Source organism: Pseudomonas sp. 313, assembly GCF_000316965.1.
In the GTDB taxonomy this organism is placed as follows: Bacteria; Pseudomonadota; Gammaproteobacteria; order Pseudomonadales; family Pseudomonadaceae; genus Chryseomonas; species Chryseomonas benzopyrenica.
The window spans coordinates 41,534-63,315 of record NZ_ANBZ01000106.1 but is presented as its reverse complement, the minus strand read 5'-3'; the positions used below and the strand labels follow the sequence as shown (position 1 = coordinate 63,315).

Annotated in this window: 17 protein-coding genes, 2 tRNA genes and 1 pseudogene; 3 read left to right on the top strand and 17 right to left on the bottom strand. The window is 66.2% G+C overall.

The window, feature by feature from the left end; genetic code table 11:
- Nucleotides 1-3 precede the first annotated feature (3 nt).
- From rpsF to rnr, 4 genes are all read right to left on the bottom strand, one after another.
- Nucleotides 4-420: a 30S ribosomal protein S6 gene (gene rpsF / locus C722_RS0123915; protein WP_017642916.1), complete on the bottom strand. Its 417-nt coding sequence runs from the start codon at nt 418-420 to the stop codon at nt 4-6.
- 182 nt (nt 421-602) lie between these two features.
- Complete coding sequence (locus C722_RS0123910; RefSeq protein WP_007161147.1) at nt 603-977, bottom strand: response regulator; 375 nt, start codon at nt 975-977, stop codon at nt 603-605.
- Between the two features lie 130 nt (nt 978-1,107).
- Nucleotides 1,108-1,860, bottom strand: a complete 753-nt coding sequence (gene rlmB / locus C722_RS0123905) for a 23S rRNA (guanosine(2251)-2'-O)-methyltransferase RlmB (protein WP_017642915.1) — start codon at nt 1,858-1,860, stop codon at nt 1,108-1,110.
- The gene (gene rnr, locus C722_RS0123900) at nt 1,857-4,979 is read right to left on the bottom strand and encodes a ribonuclease R (protein WP_017642914.1); all 3,123 of its coding nucleotides are present in this window, start codon (nt 4,977-4,979) and stop codon (nt 1,857-1,859) included. The genes rlmB and rnr overlap by 4 nt, the downstream gene beginning before the upstream one ends.
- Before the next feature lie 210 nt (nt 4,980-5,189).
- Here rnr and C722_RS0123895 point away from each other — a divergent pair.
- Nucleotides 5,190-5,276: transfer RNA gene (locus tag C722_RS0123895), tRNA-Leu, on the top strand.
- A gap of 112 nt (nt 5,277-5,388) precedes the next feature.
- Nucleotides 5,389-5,475 (top strand) — tRNA-Leu (locus C722_RS0123890).
- 91 nt (nt 5,476-5,566) lie between these two features.
- Here C722_RS0123890 and C722_RS27280 read toward each other — a convergent pair.
- The 13 genes and pseudogenes from C722_RS27280 to C722_RS0123830 all read right to left on the bottom strand — a co-directional run bounded on the left by C722_RS27280 (nt 5,567) and on the right by C722_RS0123830 (nt 20,646).
- Nucleotides 5,567-6,301 (bottom strand): methyl-accepting chemotaxis protein, encoded by a 735-nt coding sequence (locus C722_RS27280; protein ID WP_371099834.1) that lies wholly within the window; start codon nt 6,299-6,301, stop codon nt 5,567-5,569.
- A 123-nt stretch (nt 6,302-6,424) separates the two neighbouring features.
- Nucleotides 6,425-6,595: pseudogene (locus C722_RS27275) on the bottom strand (HAMP domain-containing protein); the annotation flags it as partial.
- Nucleotides 6,596-7,699: 1,104 nt separating this feature from the next.
- The gene (locus C722_RS0123880) at nt 7,700-8,995 is read right to left on the bottom strand and encodes an adenylosuccinate synthase (protein ID WP_017642912.1); all 1,296 of its coding nucleotides are present in this window, start codon (nt 8,993-8,995) and stop codon (nt 7,700-7,702) included.
- Nucleotides 8,996-9,073: 78 nt separating this feature from the next.
- Nucleotides 9,074-10,261 carry an ATP phosphoribosyltransferase regulatory subunit gene (locus C722_RS0123875; RefSeq protein WP_017642911.1) on the bottom strand — a complete coding sequence of 396 codons (1,188 nt, stop codon included), beginning with the start codon at nt 10,259-10,261 and terminating at the stop codon, nt 9,074-9,076.
- Between the two features lie 255 nt (nt 10,262-10,516).
- On the bottom strand, nt 10,517-11,386 hold the full coding sequence (gene hflC / locus C722_RS0123870; RefSeq protein WP_017642910.1) for a protease modulator HflC: 870 nt from the start codon (nt 11,384-11,386) through the stop codon (nt 10,517-10,519).
- Nucleotides 11,386-12,573: an FtsH protease activity modulator HflK gene (hflK, locus tag C722_RS0123865; RefSeq protein WP_017642909.1), complete on the bottom strand. Its 1,188-nt coding sequence runs from the start codon at nt 12,571-12,573 to the stop codon at nt 11,386-11,388. Before hflK ends, hflC begins: the two co-directional genes overlap by 1 nt.
- Before the next feature lie 98 nt (nt 12,574-12,671).
- The gene (gene hflX, locus C722_RS0123860; protein WP_017642908.1) at nt 12,672-13,976 is read right to left on the bottom strand and encodes a ribosome rescue GTPase HflX; all 1,305 of its coding nucleotides are present in this window, start codon (nt 13,974-13,976) and stop codon (nt 12,672-12,674) included.
- Nucleotides 13,977-13,996: 20 nt separating this feature from the next.
- Nucleotides 13,997-14,242, bottom strand: a complete 246-nt coding sequence (gene hfq / locus C722_RS0123855; RefSeq protein WP_007161156.1) for an RNA chaperone Hfq — start codon at nt 14,240-14,242, stop codon at nt 13,997-13,999.
- An 87-nt stretch (nt 14,243-14,329) separates the two neighbouring features.
- Nucleotides 14,330-15,310, bottom strand: a complete 981-nt coding sequence (gene miaA, locus C722_RS0123850) for a tRNA (adenosine(37)-N6)-dimethylallyltransferase MiaA (protein ID WP_017642907.1) — start codon at nt 15,308-15,310, stop codon at nt 14,330-14,332.
- 42 nt (nt 15,311-15,352) lie between these two features.
- Nucleotides 15,353-17,248 (bottom strand): DNA mismatch repair endonuclease MutL, encoded by a 1,896-nt coding sequence (gene mutL / locus C722_RS0123845; RefSeq protein WP_017642906.1) that lies wholly within the window; start codon nt 17,246-17,248, stop codon nt 15,353-15,355.
- On the bottom strand, nt 17,241-18,671 hold the full coding sequence (locus C722_RS0123840) for an N-acetylmuramoyl-L-alanine amidase (RefSeq protein ID WP_026084069.1): 1,431 nt from the start codon (nt 18,669-18,671) through the stop codon (nt 17,241-17,243). Before C722_RS0123840 ends, mutL begins: the two co-directional genes overlap by 8 nt.
- A gap of 38 nt (nt 18,672-18,709) precedes the next feature.
- Nucleotides 18,710-19,171 (bottom strand): tRNA (adenosine(37)-N6)-threonylcarbamoyltransferase complex ATPase subunit type 1 TsaE, encoded by a 462-nt coding sequence (gene tsaE, locus C722_RS0123835; protein ID WP_026084068.1) that lies wholly within the window; start codon nt 19,169-19,171, stop codon nt 18,710-18,712.
- Nucleotides 19,159-20,646 carry a bifunctional ADP-dependent NAD(P)H-hydrate dehydratase/NAD(P)H-hydrate epimerase gene (locus C722_RS0123830; RefSeq protein WP_017642903.1) on the bottom strand — a complete coding sequence of 496 codons (1,488 nt, stop codon included), beginning with the start codon at nt 20,644-20,646 and terminating at the stop codon, nt 19,159-19,161. The genes tsaE and C722_RS0123830 overlap by 13 nt, the downstream gene beginning before the upstream one ends.
- A 61-nt stretch (nt 20,647-20,707) precedes the next feature.
- On the opposite strand from C722_RS0123830, the gene queG reads away from it, so the two are divergent.
- A complete protein-coding gene (gene queG, locus C722_RS0123825) occupies nt 20,708-21,772 on the top strand; it encodes a tRNA epoxyqueuosine(34) reductase QueG (RefSeq protein ID WP_017642902.1) in 1,065 nt (354 codons plus the stop codon).
- The last annotated feature ends 10 nt before the right edge of the window (nt 21,773-21,782 follow it).

Sequence of the window (21,782 nt, the reverse complement as noted above, 5' to 3'; positions counted from 1 at the left end):
AGATTACTCGGCGCTGTCGGCGTCGTCGGAGTTGCCTTCGGCGGACTCGGACTCGGACTCGGCAGAACGCTCGCGACGCTCGCGACGCTCGTTGCGGTTTTCTTCGGCCTTGAGCATCTCGGATTGACCGGTGACGGCCTCGTCACGGCGCAGGATCATGTTACGGATCACGGCGTCGTTGTAGCGGAAGTTGTCTTCCAGCTCGGCCAGGGCCTTGGCGCTGCACTCGATGTTCATGAGTACATAGTGAGCCTTGTGAACGTTGTCGATGGCATAAGCCAGCTGACGACGGCCCCAGTCTTCCAGGCGATGGACTTTGCCACCGTCTTCTTCGATAGCCTTGGTGTAGCGCTCGACCATGCCGCCCACCTGTTCGCTCTGGTCCGGATGAACCAGGAACACGACTTCGTAATGACGCATTTAATGCTCCTTACGGGTTGCAGCCTGCCGCGGAAACGCGGTCAGACAAGGAGTGAATAGTTCGGATGACTTGCCCAGCGGAATGCGGACGCACTCCGGGCAAGGGGCAACATTCTAGAGAAGGGCGCCGAGGGGCGCAACCGCAGGCATGACCGGCGCGACCGCCGGGCAGCCACAGGCACTCAGCGTTGCACGTCGGCCAGGGCTTGGCGGATCTTGTTCAGGTCATAGGGCTTGATCAGCACCCCGACCCGCGCCTCCATGCCGGGCTCGCGCTCGAAGGCATAACCCGAGGCGACGACGATGCGCAGCGTCGGATCCATCGCCAGGGCACGCCGGGTCAACTCGATCCCGGACATGCCGCCCAGCCCGATATCGGTGAACAGCACATCGTGCTCGCGTTGCGGCAGCAACTCGAGGGCAGCCTCCGCCGAGGCGACGGCCGTGACCTGATGGTCCAGCTCCTCGATGACTTCGGTGGTCAGCATGCGCAGCGTGGCATCGTCTTCGACGAGCAGCACTCGCAAGCCTACCGGCTCTTGGATCTCCTGACTCACGCGGGCATCCTCTTGTTGACAGGTCTCGCCCCGGGCTTTCCCAGGGCGAGGCCGGTATTTTGCGCACTGCAGCGCGATTCGTATAGTGCGATACGCGCCAGGTCGGTACCCAGACGTTTCCTGGGGCAGTCTATCTGGACGCAGAGGCGCGTCTTTGACGCACGGCCTCGAACAGGCAGACGCCAGTCGCCACCGAGACATTGAGACTGCTGACGCTGCCGGCCATGGGCAGGCGGGCCAGATGATCGCAATGCTCGCGGGTCAGCCGGCGCATGCCCTTGCCCTCGGCACCCATGACCATCACGGTCGGGCCGCTCATGTCGACGTCATAGATCTCCTGGGTCGCCTCACCGGCGGTCCCAACGATCCACAGCCCGCGCTTCTGCAGCTTCTCCAGGGTCCGCGCCAGGTTGGTGACGGCCACCAGCGGCAGCACCTCGGCGGCGCCGCAGGCCACCTTGCGCACCACCGCGGTCAGGGTCGCCGACTTGTCCTTGGGCACGATCACCGCCAGGGCCCCGGCGGCATCGGCGCTGCGCAGGCAGGCGCCGAGGTTGTGCGGATCGGTGACACCATCGAGCACCAGCAGCAGCGGCGGACCTTCGGCCCGATCGAGCAACTCCTCGAGCATGGCCTCGCCCCAGACCTGGCTGGGACTGACCTGGGCCACCACGCCCTGGTGGACGCCCTCGGCCAGTTCGTCGAGCAGTGCCCGCGGCTTGGTTTCCACCGCCAGGCGTTGACCAGCGGCCAGCTCCAGCAGGGCCTCGACCCGCGGCTCACGCCGTCCTTCGGCGATCCAGAGCTGCTTCACCCGCCGCGGATGGAAGCGCAACAGCGCTTCCACGGCGTGGATACCGTAGACGGTTTCCAACTGGCTCATGCGTCATCCTTGGGGCGCGACTGACCCTTGCGATGGGGCTTCTTCGCCTTGGCCTTGGTCTTGGTCTTGGTCTTGGCTGCAGCCTTGGCCTTGGCCTGGTCTTCGGTCTTGGGCTTGCCTGCCGATTTCTTCTTGGCACCTGCAGCCTTGGCCTTCTTGACCCTGGCATCCACCGCCGCGGCACCTTCGGCAGCCGCCCCCTTACCCTGACGGGCTGGCGCGGTCCGCGTCTTGGCCGTGTCGCTGGCCTTGCCCTTGTCGGCATTACCCTTGGCTTTGCCATTGGCCTTGCCTACGGTTTTGGGCTTGCCGCCCTCGACCTTGGCTTCGGCCAGCAGGGCCTGCTTTACCGCGCGACTACGTCTGACGTCGGTATTACCGAGCAACTGATCGTCCTGCCTGGACGATTTCGACGGAGTCGCCTCAACCGAAGCTGGCATAGGCGTACTGGCGTTCTGCTGTTGCGCCGAGGAGGTCGCGCGCCGACGCTCGCTCCGCGAGCGACGCGGCTCAGACTCCGGTTCTGGCGAAACGCTCGCAGGCGCTGCCTCGACCGTTGCGGCAACACCCTGCTCCTGCGTCGGCGCATCACGACGACGACCATTACGCGAACGGCGGGGCTCACGCTCCGGCTCCGGCGAGACGGTCTCAGTGGCGGTCTCGGCGTCCGGAAGAGCGCTTGGTTCCTGCGCTGGCGCCGGCGTACCGCGACGACGACCGTTACGCGAGCGACGGGACTCACGCTCTGGCTCCGGCGAAACGGTCTCAGTCGCGGTCTCGGCGACCGGAAGAGCGCTTGGTTCCTGCGCTGGCGCTGGCGCACCACGGCGACGGTTGCCACGCTTCTGACGCGGCTCGCGCTCTTCCCGCACACGCGGCGCCCCAGCGCTGGCCGGCAGCACGAAGTCGATCTTGCGCTCGTCCAGGTCGACCCGGGCCACCACCACCTCGAGGGGATCGCCCAGTCGATAGCTGCGACCGCTGCGCTCGCCGGAGAGGCGATGGTGAACGCTGTCGAAGTGATAGTAGTCGTCCGGCAGCGCGGTGACGTGCACCAGGCCCTCGACGAAGACTTCGGACAACTCGACGAACAGGCCGAAACCGGTCACCGCGGTGATGACGCCGGCATAGGTCTCGCCGACGCGATCCTTCATGAACTCGCACTTGAGCCAGTTGGACACATCCCGCGTGGCTTCGTCGGCGCGGCGCTCGGTCATGGAGCACTGCTCGCCGAGCTGATCCAGGCGCAGTTCGTCATAGGGATAGATGCGCGCCTTGGCCATGCTCGTGGCGCCTGCGCGCTTGACGTGCTTGGTCTCCAGCTTGGAGCGGATGACGCTGCGGATCGCCCGATGCACCAGCAGATCCGGATAACGGCGGATCGGCGAGGTGAAGTGGGTATAGGCCTCGTAGTTGAGACCGAAGTGACCGTTGTTGTCCGGACTGTAGACCGCCTGGCTCAGGGACCTGAGCATCACCGTCTGGATCAGCCGGAAATCCGGTCGCTCGCGGATCTGCTGCAGCAGCGCCTGGTAGTCCGAGGGCACCGGATTGGCCTTGCCCTTGGTCAGCGACAGCCCCATCTCGCCGAGGAACTGACGCAGATTGGTCTGCTTTTCCAGGGGTGGAGCGTCGTGCACCCGGTAGAGTGCCGGCACCTTGTGCTTTTCGAGGAATTTGGCAGTGGCCACGTTGGCGCACAGCATGCATTCCTCGATCAGCTTGTGGGCATCGTTGCGCTGGGTCGGGCGGATCTCGGAGATCTTGCGATCGGCGCCAAAGACGATGCGCGTGTCCTGGGTCTCGAAATCGATGGCGCCGCGAACGTGACGGGCGGCCAGCAGTACCTTGTACAGGCTGTAGAGCTGCTCCAGGTGCGGCACCACCTCGCCGAGCTGCTTGCGCAACTGCTTGCCTTCAGCCGACTTGGGCTGCTCCAGCACCGTGGAGACCTTGTTGTAGGTCAGGCGCGCATGGGAGTGGATGACCGCTTCGTAGAACTGGTAGCCGGTCATGCGCCCGGAGCCGGCGATGGTCATCTCGCAGACCATGGCCAGGCGATCCACCTGGGGATTGAGCGAGCAGAGGCCGTTGGAGAGGGCCTCGGGCAGCATGGGGATCACGCGCTCGGGGAAATACACCGAGTTGCCGCGCTTTTCCGCTTCGGCGTCCAGCGCCGAACCCACCTTGACGTAGTGGGAGACGTCGGCGATGGCGACATACAGCCGCCAGCCACCGGACTTCTTGGCTTCGGCATAGACGGCATCGTCGAAGTCACGGGCGTCTTCGCCATCGATGGTGACGAAGGGCAACTGGCGCAGGTCGATGCGCTTCTGCTTGTCCTTTTCCTCCACCTCAGGCTTAAGCTTGGCGGCTTCCTTCTCGACGGCCTTGGGCCATTCGTTGGGGATGTCGTAGCTGCGCAGGGCGACCTCGATCTCCATGCCCGGCGCCATATAGTCGCCAAGGATCTCGACCACTTCGCCCTGGGCCTGACGGAAGGTGGTGGGCCATTCGTCGATGCGCACCTGCACGAACTGGCCGTGGGCGGCGCCGCCATGCTTGCCCTCGGGCACCAGCACCTGCTGGCCGATCTTGGGATTGTCCGGCACCACGTAGGCCAGACCGCTCTCCTGGAAGAAGCGCCCGACCAGGGATTCGTGCGCCCGGGTGACCACCTCGACCAGGCCGCCTTCGCGACGACCGCGCCGATCATGGCCGGCGACTCGCGCCAGGGCGATGTCGCCGTCGAACACCAGGCGCATCTGCGCCGGGCTGAGGAAGAGATCGTCGCTGCCGTCGTCGGGGATCAGGAAGCCGAAGCCATCGCGATGGCCGGCGATGCGACCACGCACCAGATCCAGCTTGTCGATGGGGGCATAGGCGCCGCGGCGGGTATAGATCACCTGGCCGTCGCGCTCCATGGCGCGCATGCGCCGCCGCAGGGCTTCGAGTTGGTCTTCGGTGACCAGGCCAAATTCCTCGGCCAGCTGGGGCCGTGTGGCCGGAGCACCGCGATCGGCGAGATGAGCCAGAATGAGTTCGCGACTCGGAATGGGGTTATCGTACTTTTCCGCTTCCCGGGCGGCCTCGGGATCGAGGGATTGCCAATCGGCCATCAGTCTGGGGTTACCTTCTAAGTCTGGGTTCGGTAGGAACTGCCATAAAGCCTATTGAAACGTGAAAACCGCGCAATAGTTAGCCTGGCATGCTCAATAAAAATATTTTTCACAGCAGGGGTTTACAAGCAAACGCCCCCTGAGTAAAGTGCCGCCCCACGACGCCGTGAGCAATCGCGACGCCGGAGATGAGCAATCATCGCCTTGAGTGCCCAGGTGGCGGAATTGGTAGACGCACTAGGTTCAGGTCCTAGCGGTGGCAACACCGTGGAAGTTCGAGTCTTCTCCTGGGCACCACTCATTATAGTCGATCGATTTGCAGATCGGTCGACGAAAAGCCGGCGCTAGCCGGTTTTTTAATCCTGAAATCCGCAAGGATGACGGGAAGCGATCAGAAGTCGCACTGCAGGCCCAGGTGGCGGAATTGGTAGACGCACTAGGTTCAGGTCCTAGCGGTGGCAACACCGTGGAAGTTCGAGTCTTCTCCTGGGCACCAATACCAAGCGGACGATCCCAGATCGGACGCAACAGAAAAAACCGGTTTCGGCCGGTTTTTTCTTGCCCGCGAAAAGGCGCGGGCCCCTCCCCTACGCCTTGAACTGCCCCAGACTGCCGCGCAACTGGGCGGCCAGCTCCGCCAGGGTCCGACTGCTGTGCGCGGTGGCCGCCACCGATTCGGCTGCACGCAGCGTCTCGCCATGGATGACCTCGACCCGCTGGCGCACCGCCGCGGCGCCCTCCGCCTGACGCTGGGCCGCCTGGGCAGCCGTGCTCATGCTGGCATGCACCTGATCCACGGCGCGGTGGACATCCTGCTGGATGCGCTTGCTGTCGCGCAGCACGGCCAGCCCGCTGCTGGCCTGCTGGCGCGCTTCGCCGATGGCGGCGACGGCTTCGCGCGCGCCCTCCTGCAGTCCGGCGATGTGCGTCCGGATGCTGCCGGTGGATTCCTGGGTCTTGCTGGCCAGCGCCCGCACCTCGTCGGCGACCACCGCGAAGCCACGCCCGCTCTCGCCGGCCCGGGCCGCCTCGATGGCAGCATTGAGCGCCAGCAGATTGGTCTGCTCGGCGATGCCGCGGATCACGTCCAGCACCACCTCGATCTGCTCGCTTTGCGCGGCCAGCCGCTCGATCACCTGGGCGCCCGATTCGACCTGGGTCACCAACCCCTCGATACCCTCGGCTACCTCGGTGGCGATGCGGGCATTGCTCTGGGTGGAGCTGCGAATGGCCTCCACCTGCTGCAGGGCGCCCTGCATGGCCTGACTTTCGCCCTGGGCTTCCGCGGCGATACCGGACAGGGCCTCCAGACTGCGCGCCACCTCTTCGCGCTGGCGCAACGCCGCCGCTTCGGCGGTGGCGCTGCTGCCGGCCAGACCGCGGATTTCCTCGCCGGTACGCGCCGCGACGCCATGGGCCTCACCCACCAGCGGCTGCAGCTTGGCCAGGAAGCGATCGACCGCGCCACCCAGCGCCTGGATCTCATCGCCGTGCCCCAGTTGCAGGCGGCGGGTCAGATCGCCCTCCCCGGCCGCCAGATCGTCCAGCGCCCGCTGCAGCACGCCGATCCGCCGCAGCACCCGGCGCCCCAACACCAGCGCCACGACCACGACCATCACCACGCCGACCCCGATCAGCCCCAGGGCGATCTGCCAGCGCAGCGCGCCCGCCAGGGCGGCGACTGTTTCACCGGCATTGCGACTCATGGCCAGGGCCGCCTGGCGCGTGCCTTCCAGGCGCGTCGCCAGGGTCGCCGCACTGCCCTTGGCGGCGGCCGTCACGCTCCTGGAGACCAGACCGCCGGCGTCCTCGATCAGGGTCTTGAAACTCTTGTCCAGGGCCGCGCCGGTGCGCTCGATGGTCTGGGTGGAAAAGCCCACCACCACCTTGCCGATCTCGACGCCATTGGGACTGATGGAGGCATCCACGCGATAGACCGAAGGATCCCGGGTCGCGGCATCCAGCACCTTGGCCAGGGCGCCCTCGCCCTGCCCCACGGCGAGCAGGCGGGCCACGCGCTCGTCCTGGCGATTGAGATAGCGGGTCAGATTCTGGCCCTGGGCGTCCTGGAAGACCACAAAGAGCACCTCGGGATTGCCTTGCGCCCGCCGCGCCAGGTCGGACAGGGCAGGCACATCGGCGTCCCACATCGCCTTGGGCGCCACGCCCGCGAGCAATTCGGCCAGATTCTGTGCATTGCTCTTGAGGGTAGCGGTCAGGGTCTCACCCACCTGCTGCCGCTCGCGCGCCAGGCGTTGTGCAAGCCCCTCGGCCAGCCGCGTGCGAGTCTGCCCGGCCAGCTCGGCAAGACTGCCATCCACCTCGCTCCCGGCCTGGCGCAGGGTATCGGCGAGCTGCTCGGATTCACCGGACAGGCGCGCGGCCAGACCGGACTGCAATCCCTTCACCGCATCCTGGGTCAGCCAGAGCGCCAGGCTCACTTGAAGAACGACGGCAAGCAACAGACTGATGAATACCGGCAACAACAGGCGGCTGCGCAGCAGCGACAAGAGAAACGACATGGGGGTCTCCAGCGGCAAGGAACATTTACAGGCTGTCGGCCAACTCGAGGGGAGCTGGAGGCTCAGCGGTAAATAGTCATAGCAATATGCTGGCCATTTCGGACCAGCGGCCGTCCCCGACCTACCAGCGTCTCTCGCCCGCCAGAAATGGAAAAGCCCCGCGGGGCGGGGCTTTTCCGGCTGCATCCTTTTAGCGCATCAGGCGAAAGGATGGCGCAGCACGATGGTTTCCTTGCGATCCGGACCGGTCGAGACGATGTCGATCGGTGCGCCGACCAGTTCGCCGATACGACGAATGTAGGCCTGGGCGTTGGCGGGCAGCGCCTCAAGGCTCTGGGCGCCCACGGTGGATTCGCTCCAGCCCGGCATGTCTTCGTAGACCGGCTGCAGACCGGTGTAGCTGTCGGCGTCGGTGGGCGCCTCGGTCAGCAGGTTGCCGGCGGCATCCTTGTAGCCGGTGCAGATGCGCACGATGTCCAGACCGTCGAGCACGTCCAGCTTGGTCAGGCACAGACCGGAGATGCTGTTGATCTCGATGGAGCGACGCAGGATGACGGCATCGAACCAGCCGCAACGGCGCGGACGGCCGGTCACGGAGCCAAACTCATGACCCTGCTTGGCCAGGTAGGCACCGGTTTCGTCGAACAGCTCGGTCGGGAAGGGACCGGAGCCGACGCGGGTGGTGTAGGCCTTGGTGATGCCGAGGATGTAGTCCAGGTACAGCGGACCCACGCCGGAACCGGTCGCCACGCCACCGGCGGTGGTGTTGGAGCTGGTGACGAAGGGATAGGTCCCGTGGTCGATGTCCAGCAGGGTGCCCTGGGCGCCTTCGAACATCAGGTTCTCACCGGCCTTGCGCAGCTCGTGCAGACGGCTGACGACGTCCATGACCAGCGGCTGCATGACCTTGGCGTGCTCCATGGCCTCGTCGTAGGTCTTCTGGAAGTCCACCGGCGGCTCGTTGAAGTAGTTCTGCAGGACGAAGTTGTGGTAGTCCAGCACTTCCTTGAGCTTGACGGCGAAACGCTCGGGGTGGAACAGATCGCCGACGCGCAGACCGCGACGGGCGATCTTGTCTTCGTAGGCCGGGCCGATGCCGCGACCGGTGGTGCCGATCTTGGCTTCGCCGCGGGCCTTCTCGCGGGCCTGATCCAGGGCCACGTGATAGGGCAGGATCAGCGAGCAGGCCGAGCTGATGCGCAGGCGCTCGCGCACCGGCACGCCGCGGGCTTCCAGCTCGCCGACTTCCTTGAACAGGGCTTCCGGCGAGAGCACCACGCCATTGCCGATCAGGCACTGGGTGTCGGCGCGCAGGATGCCCGAGGGAATCAGCCGCAGGATGGTCTTCTGGCCATCGATGACCAGTGTGTGGCCGGCGTTGTGACCGCCCTGATAACGCACCACGGCAGCGGCCTGGTCGGTCAGCAGGTCCACGATCTTGCCCTTGCCCTCATCACCCCACTGGGTGCCCAGGACGACGACGTTCTTACCCATAACCTTATCCCCTGTCAGGAAGATTTCTGTCGGCCAGGCCGACGATGCTCACGTTCACCCGGATGCCAGATCCGGTGTTTAGGAATTCAAGGGCACCACGACCCAGGCGCCCTGCCGCTCGATCAGCCGGCGATCGCAACCCGAGCTGTGCAACTGGTCCGCGTCGTCATGACCGGTGGCCTGGACCACCCGTTCGCCTGCGGCACGCAATTCGCGCACGGCTTGCCAGAGCACCGGGGCATGGCCAGCCGGCGCCCAGATGCCGCGGCGCGGCTCGTCGAGCACGGCGGTGCCCAGCTCGACGAGGGTCTTCAGATCGGTGGAAAAACCAGTGGCAGGACGCGAACGCCCGAAGTCGGCGCCGATGTTGTCATAGCGACCGCCCTGGGCGATGGACTGCCCATTGCCCGGCACAAAGGCGGCGAAGACCACCCCGGTGTGGTAGTGGTAACCCCGCAACTCGCCCAGATCGAAATACAGCGGCACGCTCGGGAAACGCCCCTTGAGCGACTCGGCCAGAGCGATCAGCTCGTCCAGCGCCTGCAGGACGCCTGCCGGCGCACCCGCCAGGCGCTGCCGGGCCTGGTCGAGCACCGCGGCATCGCCGCTGAGCTCGACCAGTGCCTGCAGCCAGCCACGCTCGGCAACCGGCAGGTCGGCGGTCAGCTCGGCGATCTCGTCGACCGCCTTGCGCTGCAAGGCATCGAACAGCTGCTGCTCGCTGGCGCCGGAGACACCGGCTGCCTGGCACAGGCCGCGATAGATGCCCACGTGCCCCAGATCCATGTGGACGTCGGGCACCTGGGCCTGCTCGAGCACATCGAGCATCAGGCTGATGACTTCCAGATCCCCTTCGCTGCCGGGCACGCCATAGAGCTCGGCGCCGACCTGGATCGGGCTGCGCGAGGTGGACAGGGCACGGGGACGGGTATGCAGCACGCTGCCGGCATAGCACAGCCGGCTCGGACCGCGCTGCTTGAGGCTATGGGCCTCCATGCGCGCCACCTGGGGCGTGATATCGGAGCGGAAGCCCATGAGGCGACCGGAATTGGGATCGGTCACCTTGAAGGTGCGCAGCTCCAGCTCCTTGGCTGCGCCGGTGAGCAGCGATTCCAGGAATTCCAAATGCGGGGTGATGACGAACTCGTAGCCCCAGCAATGGAACAGTTCCAGCACCCGGCGCCGAGCGCCTTCGATGCGCGCCGCGTCGGGCGGCAGGATTTCCTCGATACCGTCAGGCAGCAGCCAGCGGTCTACCGTAGCCATTAGGCCTCTTCTCCATGTCATGGATCGGCACGCGGCTGCCGAGGTCGGCGCAGTGGATTCCTGGAGAATCCTGCCGCCGGATCAAGCCGCTCTGCCGTGGATTGCTACCCGGATCAGCCAGGGCGTCGCCCTTCCACGGGTTTCGTACGGACGCAAAAAAGCCGGGGATGGCCCCGGCTGATTCATGATAACACGAAAAAATCGGCGATCGGGGATGAACGACGAGCGAAGCCTAGGCGCCGTTCATCCCTGACCTCACTGCCCGGGGCTTTGGAAATACTTGAAGAAATCGCTCTTCGGATCCAGCACCAGGACATCGCTCTTGCTGGAGAAGCTGGAGCGATAGGCCTGCAGGCTGCGATAGAAGGAGAAGAACGACGGATTCTTCGAGTAGGCCTGGGAATACACCTGGGCCGCCTGGGCATCACCTTCACCGCGGGCCTGTTCGGCCTGGCGATAGGCTTCGGCCAGCAGCACGCGGCGCTGACGATCGGCGTCGGCACGGATGCCTTCGGCCAGTTCGCGACCCTTGGCACGGTGCTCGCGGGCTTCCCGCTCGCGCTCGGTGCTCATCCGCTCATAGACGCTGCGGCTGACTTCCTTAGGCAGGTCGATGGCCTTGACGCGCACGTCCAGCACCTCGATGCCCAGCTCCTGGTTGGCCATCTTGTTCAGGGCCGCGGTCAGCGAACCGACCATGGCATCCCGCTCACCGGAGACCACCTCATGCAGGGTGCGACGACCGAACTGGTCACGCAGTCCTGCTTCCAGGCGACGCAGCAGGCGCTCGTCGGCAATCTGCTTGAGACCCGAAGTCGCCGTGTAGTAGCGATCGGCATTGAAGATGCGCCACTTAGCGTAGGCATCCACCATCACCGCCTTCTTTTCCAGGGTCAGGAAGCGCTGCGTCGGGGTATCCAGCGTCTGCAGGCGGGCATCGAATTTGCGCACCCGGTTGACGTAGGGAATCTTGAAGTGCAGTCCGGGCTCCAGATTGGGCTCGACCACACGACCGAAGCGCAGCATCACCGCCCGCTCGGTCTCCTTCACCACGAACAGACTGCTCCAGGCGGCGAGGCCCAGAACGACCACGACGATCAGCGCGGCCAGCGATTTATTGCTCATCAGCGGCTCTCCCTGGTACGCGGCTCGGTGGACTGCGGCAAATTGCGAATGACCGAAGCGGCCGTGTCGCTCGACGCCGCCGGGGCAGCACCGCTGCTGATGGCCGAGGTCGGTGCCGGGGCACGGTTCTGCATCAGCTTGTCGAGCGGCAGATAAAGCAGATTCTGGCCGGCCTGACCGGTGACCATGATCTTGCTCGACTGGCCAAGCACTTCCTGCATCGTCTCGATATACAGACGCTCGCGGGTCAGCTGCGGATTGGCCGCGTACTGCACCGCCAGCTGGCTGAAGCGCGAGGCATCACCCTGGGCACGGGCGACCACTTCGTCGCGATAGCCGTTGGCTTCTTCGATGATGCGCTGGGCAGCACCGCGGGCCTCAGGGATCACGCCGTTGGCATAGGCTTCGGCCTGGTTCTTCTCGCGCTGCTCGTCTTCACGAGCCCGGATCACGTCATCGAAGGCTTCCTGAACCTCACGCGGCGCCGAGGCGCTCTGGATGTTCACCTGGGTCACGGTGATACCGGTCGCATAGGTGTCGAGGAAACGCTGCAGCCGCTCGCGGACGCTAGTGGCGACCTGCTCACGGCCGTCGGTCAGCAACTGGTCCATGGTCGAGGAGCCGGCCACGTGGCGCACGGCGCTGTCGGTCGCCTGCTGCAGGCTGACCTCGGGCTGGTCGACGTTGAGGACGAAGTCCTTGAGGTTGGTGATGCGGTACTGGACGGTTAGCGGTACCTCGACGATGTTCTCGTCCTGGGTCAGCATGGCGCCCTGTTTGCTGTAGGCCCGCTCACGGGTCACGTTTTCCTGATACTTGGTCTCGAAGGGCGGGAAGTAGATGTTCAGGCCGGGCCCTACCGTCTCATGGTATTTGCCCAGGCGCAGCACCACCGCCTGTTCCTGCTCGTCCACGACGTAGACGGCGTTGTACAGCCAGAGGGCGCCGACCAGCAATACGCCCAGTAGCAGCAGACCCTTGCCACCACCCGAGCCAAAGCTGTCGCCGCCACTGCCGCCGGACCGCTTCTTGCCGCCGACCAGGCGGTTGATGCGGTCCTGAAACTTACGCAAGGCTTCGTCGAGATCCGGCGGCCCCTTGCGTCCACCATTGCCGCCACCGTTGTTGTTGCGGCCGCCCCAGGGGTCTTGATTGTTCGAGTTGCCACCGGGCTCGTTCCAAGCCATAGCGCTCTCCCTACTGATAACGCGAAAACGCGCCGAAATGGCGCGCCGACCAATGCTACCGGATGGTCCCTGCCCGAACAAAAGCGCCGAGCGGGGGTTTATTGCAAAACATGTTGCTGGATAAAGACTTCCGGTTCTTCACCGGCCCGGCTGAGTAGTCGATTGAGTTCGGCGCGGGGTACTCGTACAGACAACAGGATGTTGCCTTCGTCATCATGATCGTCCTGGCGAACCACGCCCAGCTCGAACAACTGGGCCCGCAGCCGGGCGTGCCGCTGGGGCAGCCGCAACACCCCAACGAAGAGATCCTCGCCGAGCAATTCGGCCACGGCCTGACCGACCAGCTCCAGACCGCGCCCCTCGCGTGCCGACACCCAGACCCGAATCGGGCGCCCGGTCTCGTCGTCGCGCTGGATGTGCGGCTCGACCCCGTCGAGCAGATCGAGCTTGTTGTAGATCTCCAGCATCGGCAACTCGTCGGCGCCGATTTCGTGCAGCACGGCCTCGACCTGCTCGATCTGCAGCTGGCGATCGTCCTCGTGGGCATCGATCACGTGCAGCAGCAGGTCGGAGTTGCTGGATTCCTCCAGGGTCGCGCGGAAAGCCTCCACCAGCTTGTGTGGCAGATGGCGGATGAAGCCCACGGTATCGGCCAGCACGATCGGCCCCAGGTCCGGCAGTTCCAAACGGCGCAGGGTCGGATCGAGGGTGGCGAACAGCAGGTTGGCGGCGTAGACGCCGGATTCGGTGAGGCTGTTGAACAGGGTGGACTTGCCAGCGTTGGTGTAACCGACCAGGGACACCGAAGGAATCTCGGCGCGCCGGCGACCGCGCCGAGCCTGCTCGCGCTGGCTGCGTACCTTGTCCAGGCGCTGGCGAATCTGGCGGATGCGGATTCGCAGGAGACGACGGTCGGTTTCCAGCTGGGTTTCACCCGGGCCGCGCAGACCGATACCGCCCTTCTGGCGTTCGAGGTGAGTCCAGCCGCGTACCAGCCGGGTGCTCATGTGCTCGAGCTGGGCGAGTTCCACCTGCAGCTTGCCCTCGTGGGTGCGAGCACGCTGGGCGAAGATGTCGAGAATGAGGCCCGTGCGATCCAGGACGCGGCACTCGAAGGCTTTTTCGAGGTTGCGTTCCTGACTGGGCGTGAGGTCATGGTTGAAGATGACCAGATCGGCGGCATGAGCATGCACCTGATCGTGCAATTCCTCGACCTTGCCGGTACCGATGAGATAACGCGCCGTCGGCTGGCTGCGGTTCACCGTGACGAACGCCACGGTCTCCGCACCCGCCGATCGCGCGAGTTCGAGAAACTCCTGAGGATCTTCGCGCGCCTCGGGATGCAGGCCTTCCAAATGGACCAGAATGGCCCGTTCACCACCTTCGTGACGCTCGAAGAACAACAGGGCGCTCCTCTTGTTATTTATTCGCTATCCGACTCGCTCGTCTCGGAGCTGGGCAGACGGACCGGGCGGCTCGGCACCACGGTGGAAATTGCATGCTTGTAGACCATCTGGCTGACGGTGTTCTTGAGCAGGATCACGAACTGGTCGAAGGACTCGATCTGACCCTGCAGCTTGATACCGTTGACGAGATAGATGGAAACCGGAACGCGCTCTTTACGCAGGGTGTTCAGGTAAGGGTCTTGTAGCGAATGCCCTTTTGACATCGTGTCGCTCTCCTAAAGAAATGAAAATACTGATCTGGCGACATGCCAGTTTCCGCTGCCCACCATGGACACGCGGACAAAAACGATTCAGCTGCGAGGCGATATGGAGTCGCCGGCCAGGCATTTCAAGATCCGTGGCAGATTGTCACAAGCCAGGCTGTCGAAGGTGTGCGCGGCGGGCCAGCCACGCAACCAGGTCAACTGCCGCTTCGCCAATTGCCGCGTCGCCGCAACGCCACGCGCCACCATCTCTTCCCGCGTGCAATCCCCTTCCAGGAACTCCCACACCTGACGATAGCCTACGGATCGCATGGACGGCAGACCAGGATGCAGATCGGGACGTTCCCGCAAGGCTGAAACTTCGTCGATGAAGCCCTGTTCCAGCATCAGACCGAAGCGCTCGGCGATACGCGCATGGAGCACCTCACGCCGACCAGGCGCCAGGATCAATTGGGCGACAGTATAGGGTAATTGCGTCTGGGGCGCGCCGTTCGAATCGGCATTGGCACTCATTTGCAACGCGCGATGCGCGGTCATCGACTGGCCGCTGACGCGATACACCTCGAGGGCGCGCAGAAGGCGCTGGGGGTCGTTGGGATGGATGCGCGCCGCCGACACCGGATCGACCTCGGCCAGTTGCCGATGGATCTCGCCCCAACCTGCCGCGGCCGCCAGGGCTTCGATCTCGGCGCGGACCCCGGCATCGGCACGGGGCATGTCGGCCAGGCCTTCGAGCAGGGCCTTGAAGTAGAGCATGGTGCCGCCGACCAGCAGAGGGATGCGGCCGGCGGCGGTGATTTCGGCCATGGCCGCCAGGGCATCGGTGCGAAATTCGGCGGCGGAATAGCTCTCGGCAGGGTCGCGGATGTCCACCAGCCGGTGCGGATGGGCAGCCAGCACCTCGGCGCTGGGCTTGGCGGTACCTATGTCCATACCCCGGTAGATGAGCGCCGAATCCACGCTGATCAGCTCGATGGGCAGCAACCGGGCCAGTTCGATGGCGAGGTCGGTCTTGCCGGAGGCGGTCGGCCCCATGAGAAAGATGGCGGGCGGCAGGGGGGCGGTCATTGAGGATTCTCGGAGGACGCCGCGCAGGACGCGGCGGGGCGGTCAGCGGCCGCGCAGGAAGAGTTTGTCCAGGTCATCCAGGCTGAGCTGGGCCCAGGTGGGACGACCGTGGTTGCACTGGCCGCTGCGCTCGGTGGTTTCCATGTCGCGCAGCAGGGCATTCATCTCCGGCAGGGTCAGCCGCCGGTTGGCGCGTACCGAGCCGTGGCAGGCCATGGTGCCGAGCAGTTCGTTGAGGTGCGCCTGAATGCGATCGCTGGTGCCATAGTCGAGCAGATCGGCGAGCACGTCCTGCACCAGCCGCGCGGCCTGGGCCTGCTTGAGCAGCGCGGGGATCTGGCGGATGGCCAGGGTCTCGGGGCCCAGGCGCTGCAGCTCGAAGCCGAGGCGCTCGAACCACTGGCCGTGCTCTTCGGCGCAATCGGCCTCGCGCTCGCTGACCGCCAGGGACTCCGGCACCAGCAGTGGCTGGCCGCGCAGGCCTTCGCTGGCCATGGCCACCTTGAGCCGCTCGTAGGTGATGCGCTCGTGGGCGGCGTGCATGTCCACCAGGATCAGGCCCTGGGCGTTCTCGGCCAGGATGTAGATACCCTTGAGCTGCGCCAGGGCATAGCCCAGCGGCGGCACGTCGCCCTGTTCCGCGGGCAGGGGGGCAGCCTCGGCACCTGTCGGCAGCGGCGCGAAGAAGGCCTTGTAGGCGCTTTGCACCTCGGCCACCGGCGCGCCCGCATAGGGCTGCGGGGTCGGCGCGTAAGGCGCAGCACCCGATCCGCCACCACCGGCGAAAGGCTGGGCAGGCGGCGCAGGACTGTCGTGCAGAACGGCGGCGGCCAGGCGCATCTCGCCCTGGGGGCCGAATTCACCGGCGGCCGGACCGCTCAGCGGCGCCGGCGCCGTGGGTGCCACCACGGCGAGCTGGTCGTCCGGGCGGATGTCGCCGAGGGCGCGGTGCAGGGTGCCGTAGAGGAAGTCGTGCACCTGGCGGCTGTCGCGGAAACGCACCTCGTGCTTGGTGGGGTGGACATTGACGTCCACCGTCGCCGGATCTACTTCGAGGAAGAGCACGAAGGCCGGGTGACGGCCGTTGTAGAGCACGTCGCGATAGGCCTGGCGCACCGCGTGGGCGACCAGCTTGTCGCGCACCATGCGGCCGTTGACATAGAAGTACTGCAGATCGGCCTGGCTGCGGGAGAAGGTCGGCAGGCCGACCCAGCCCCAGAGGCGCAGGCCGTTGCGCTCGTGCTCCAGCGGCAGGGCCTGTTCGAGAAAGCCGGGGCTGCAGACGGCGCCGACCCGCCGCCCCTGGCTCTGGGGATCGCCCGCCGGATGCAGGGCCAGCAGGCTCTTGCCGTTGTGCCTCAGGTGAAAACCCACGTCGAAGCGCGCCAGCGCCAGACGCCGCACCACTTCCTGCAGGTGATCGAATTCGGTCTTTTCGGTGCGCAGGAACTTGCGCCGCGCAGGCGTATTGAAGAACAGGTCGCGCACCTCCACCGAGGTGCCCTGGGGGTGGGCGGCGGGCTGTACCCGTGGCTGCATCTCGCGACCCTCGGTCTCCACCTGCCAGGCCTGGTCCTCGCCCCGGTAGCGCGAGGTCAGGGTGAGCCGGGACACCGAGCTGACCGAGGCCAGGGCTTCGCCGCGAAAGCCCAGACTGGTGACGCTTTCCAGTTCGTCCAGGTGGTAGATCTTGCTGGTGGCATGGCGCGCCAGGGCCAGCGGCAGGTCGTCCGCCGGGATGCCATGGCCGTCGTCGCGGATGCGCAGCAGCTTGACCCCGCCCTGTTCCACCTCGATGTCGATGCGCCGGGCACCAGCGTCCAGGCTGTTCTCCAGCAGCTCCTTGGCCACCGAGGCGGGCCGTTCGACCACCTCGCCGGCGGCGATCTGGTTGGACAACCGCGGACTAAGCAGCTGGATACGCCGGGGTTCAGTCATTGCTGGCCGCCAGTTCGTGGGTGGGGATGGTCAGGACCTGACCGGAGCGGATGCGGTCGCCCTTGAGCCGATTGGCGGCGCGCAGGGTGGAGAGGTCGACATCATAGCGACGGGCGATGAGGCTCAGGCTTTCGCCCGGCTGCACCCGGTGCTGATCGATGCCGCGCACGCTGCCGACCTTGTCGCCCCGCTGCTCGCGCTGCCAGGCCAGGTAGGTGCCGGGCGGCGGGCGGTGCTGGAAGTACTGCACGATACCGGCCTGGATCTGCCGGGCGAGCAGGCCCTGGTGCGCTGGACTGGCCAGCTTGGCCGACTCGTTGGCATTGGTGATGAAGCCGGTCTCCACCAGGATCGAGGGAATGTCCGGCGATTTCAGCACCATGAAGCCGGCCTGCTCCACCCGCGAATGCAGGAGCTTGGTCGCCCGCCCGACCTGACCGAGGATGGTCTGGCCGACCTCCAGGCTGGAGGCCACGGTGGCGGTCATGGACAGGTCCATGAGCACCCCGGCGAGCATGGGATCCTTGTTGTCCAGGGCATCGGATACCCCACCGACCTGGTCGGAGCGGTTTTCCGCATCGGCCAGCCAGCGTGCGGCCTCGGAGGTGGCGCCGCGCTGGGACAGGGCGAAGACGGTAACGCCCTCGGCGCTGGCGCTGGGCGCGGAGTCGGCATGGATGGAGATGAACAGGTCGGCGCCCTTCTTGCGGGCGATGACCTGCCGCTGGCGCAGTGGGATGAAGTAATCGCTGGTGCGGGTCAGCTCGGCGCGAAAGCCCTTCTGCCGGTTGAGATTGGCCTGCAGCTGCTTGGCGATGGCCAGCACCACGTTCTTCTCGTACAACCGGCCGCGGCCGATGGCACCCGGGTCTTCACCGCCGTGGCCGGGATCGATCACCACCACCACGTCGCGCTTGCCGCTGGGGCTGGAGGGCAGACGGGTCGCCGGCTGGGCCGGGGTCACCGGGGTGGCCGGCAGATTGGGCGTGACGGTGGCGGGGATGTCGCTGGCGGCCGGATCGGTGCCCTGGTCGTAGAGATCGACCACCAGGCGATTGCCGTATTCCTTGTTGGGCGCCAGGGTGAAACTCTTGGGCGTCAGGGCACCCTTGGTGTCCAGCACCAGGCGCACCTCGCCGGGCGAGCGTTGGGCCGCCCGCAGGCCGGTGATGGGAGTATTGCGCAGCGGCTTTTCGTTCAACCCACCGTCGAGCTGCGCGCCGGACAGGTCGATGACGATGCGGTCCGGGGCACTGAGGGTGAAGACGCTGGCCTTGACCGGGCCGGTCAGATCGAACACCAGACGGGTGTTGTCGGGCGCACGCCAGACGCGCATGCCCTTGATCTGGGTGGCGGCCAGCAACTGACTGCTGAGAATCAACAACAACAGGCCGAGTCCCGACCTGAAAAAACACTTGCGCATGCCTGCGACCGTATAGCTGGAGAACGAAGGATCGGCGCCTAGGGCGCGAGGGCGGCGCACCAGGCCTCACCGTGAGCGCCATGACTAGTCAGGCGCAGATCACGGCCGTCGGCGCGTGGCGTAATGGTAATGTCCAGGTCCGGCTTTGGCAAAAAGCCCTGACCGCGCTCGGGCCATTCCACCAGGCACAAGGCTGCGGGTGTGAAGTAGTCGCGAATCCCCATGAATTCCAGTTCTTCCGGATCGGCCAGGCGATAGAGGTCGAAGTGATAGACCGCGCCACTGGCCAGTTCGTAGGGCTCGACCAGGGTGAAGGTGGGACTCTTCACCGCCCCGGTGTGGCCGAGGCCACGCAAGATGCCACGCGACAGGGTGGTCTTGCCGGCGCCCAGATCGCCGTGCAGATAGAGCACGCCACGACCGCCGCTGGCCTGGGCCAGGCGGGCACCCAGGGCGTACATGGCGTCTTCGTCGGCGGCGTGCAGGGTCAGTTCAGGCATGGCTGGAGTTCCTCGAGCAACTGGCGGGCGACCGGGGGCAGATCGCTGGCGGCGAGACCGCGGCCCTGGCGACCCAGCTCGGCGCCGGCACGGCCGTGCAGCCAGGCGCCCAGGCAGGCGGCCTCGAAGGGGGCCAGCCCCTGCCCCAGCAGGGCGGCGATGATACCGGTGAGGATGTCCCCCAGGCCACCGGTAGCCATCGCCGGATGCCCTTCGCCGCACAGTGCCATGCGCCCGTCCGGGTGGGCGATCAGGGTACCGAAGCCCTTGAGCAGCGCCACCCCGCCATAGCGCCGTGCCAGTTCGCGGGCGCTGCCGGGACGATCGCCTTCGATGTCCTTGATCGAGACCTCCAGCAGCCGCGCCGCCTCGCCCGGATGGGGCGTCATCACCCAGGGCCCGCGCGGCGCCTCGACCACGCCGGCGGCCAACAGATTGAGGGCATCGGCGTCCCAGACCTGAACGACGTCCAGCGTCGCGGCGGCACTGGCCAGCGCCTTACCCCAGGCACCCTGGCCCAGGCCCGGCCCGACGGCGAGCACATCGGCCTTCTTGGCCAGTTCCAGTACGGCGAAACTGGAACGTACGCCGGCGACCATCACTTCCGGCCGCCGCGCCAGCACCGCGGTGACGTTGGACGGCCGGGTCGCCAGGCTGAGCATGCCGGCACCGCAGCGCAGCGCCGCCTCGCTGGTCATGATGGCCGCGCCGCCGGTGCCTTCGTCGCCGCCGATCACCAGCAGATGGCCGTATTGCCCCTTGTGCGCGTTGAGCGGGCGCGCCGCCAGGCGCGGCAGGTTGCCGGGCGCCAGACGCTGAGCGGTGGCATGGGCGGGATTCTGCGGTTCCTCCATCAGCGGCTCGAACACCAGACTGCCGACGTGATCCGGCCCCTTGCCGGTGAACAGCCCGAGCTTGAGACCGATGAAGGTGATGGTCAGATCGGCGCGCACCAGGGCGCCCGCCGCAGCGCCGGTATCGGCATCCAGCCCGGAGGGAATGTCGATGGCCACCACCGGCAATTCGCTGGCGTTGATCCGCTCGATGGCCGCGGCATAGGGCTCACGCGCCGCGCCTTTGAGTCCGGTACCCAGCAGGGCGTCGACCACCACGCCTTCCAGCGGGGCATCCGCGCGCCAAGGCTGGATGTCCACGCCGGTGGCCAGGGCCTCGGCATGGGCCAGGGCGGCATCGCCCTGGAGTCCGGCCGGATCGGCCAGGTGCCAGACCCGCGCCTGCCAGCCCGCCTTGCGCGCCAGCGCAGCGACCAGGTAGCCATCACCGGCATTGTTGCCACCGCCCGCCAGTACGCAGAGGGCGCCGGCATGGGGCCAGCCATGGCGCAATGAGCGCCAGGCCGCCGCCGCCGCGCGTCTCATCAACTCGAGACCGGGCAGACCGCCGGCGATCAGTTGGGCGTCGAGATCCCGCACCTGCTGGGCGCTGTAGAGCTGGAACGGCAGTTCGTCGTGCATGCTGGGAAAGCCTCCGGAGTCTGGCAAAATAGGCGGCCCTCCTGCCTGTGCGCTCCCGTCGATGTCCGCTGTCGCTCTCGATCTCGCCGCCCTGGCCGACCTCATCAAGACCTGGGGTCGGGAATTGGGCTTTCAACAGACCGGCATCGCCGGGCTGGATCTGGCACGTCACGAGGAACATCTGGAGCGCTGGCTGGCCGCCGGTTTCCACGGCGAGATGGACTATATGGCCGCGCACGGCAGCAAACGTTCGCGACCGGCCGAACTGGTCCCGGGGACTCTGAGGGTGGTTTCCCTGCGCATGGACTACCTGTCCGGCGACACCCGCATGAGCGAGCGCCTGGCCGATGGCAATGCGGCCTATATCTCCCGCTACGCCCTGGGTCGCGATTACCACAAGCTGATCCGCAAGCGCCTGCAGCAGCTGGCCGAGCGCATCCAGGAAGAGATCGGTCCCTTCGGCTATCGCGCCTTCGTCGACAGCGCGCCGGTGCTGGAAAAGGCCATCGCCGAACAGGCTGGCCTGGGCTGGATCGGCAAGAACACCCTGGTGCTCAATCGCAAGGCCGGCAGTTGGTTCTTTCTCGGCGAACTCTTCGTCGACGTGCCCCTGCCGGTGGACGAACCCACCCCACGCGACCACTGCGGCACCTGCCACGCCTGCCTGGACATCTGCCCGACCCAGGCCTTCGTCGGCCCCTATCAGCTCGACGCCCGGCGCTGCATTTCCTACCTGACCATCGAGTTCAAGGGCTCCATTCCACTGGAGCTACGGCCCTTGATCGGCAACCGGGTCTTTGGCTGCGACGACTGCCAGTTGGTCTGCCCCTGGAATCGCTTCGCCAAGCCCACCGCCGAAGGCGACTTCCAGCCACGCCACAGCCTGGACAGCGCCAGTCTGGCCGAGCTCTTTCGCTGGACCGAAGCCGAATTCCTCAGCCGCACCGAAGGCTCGCCCCTGCGCCGTGCCGGCTACGAACGTTGGCTACGCAACCTGGCCGTTGGCCTTGGCAATGCCCCGACCAGCATCCCGGTGGTGGAAGCCCTGAAGCTGCAGCGCGAGCATCCTTCGCCCCTGGTGCGTGAGCACGTGGAGTGGGCACTGCAGCGGCACGGCGAGGCCTGAGCGGCAGGCT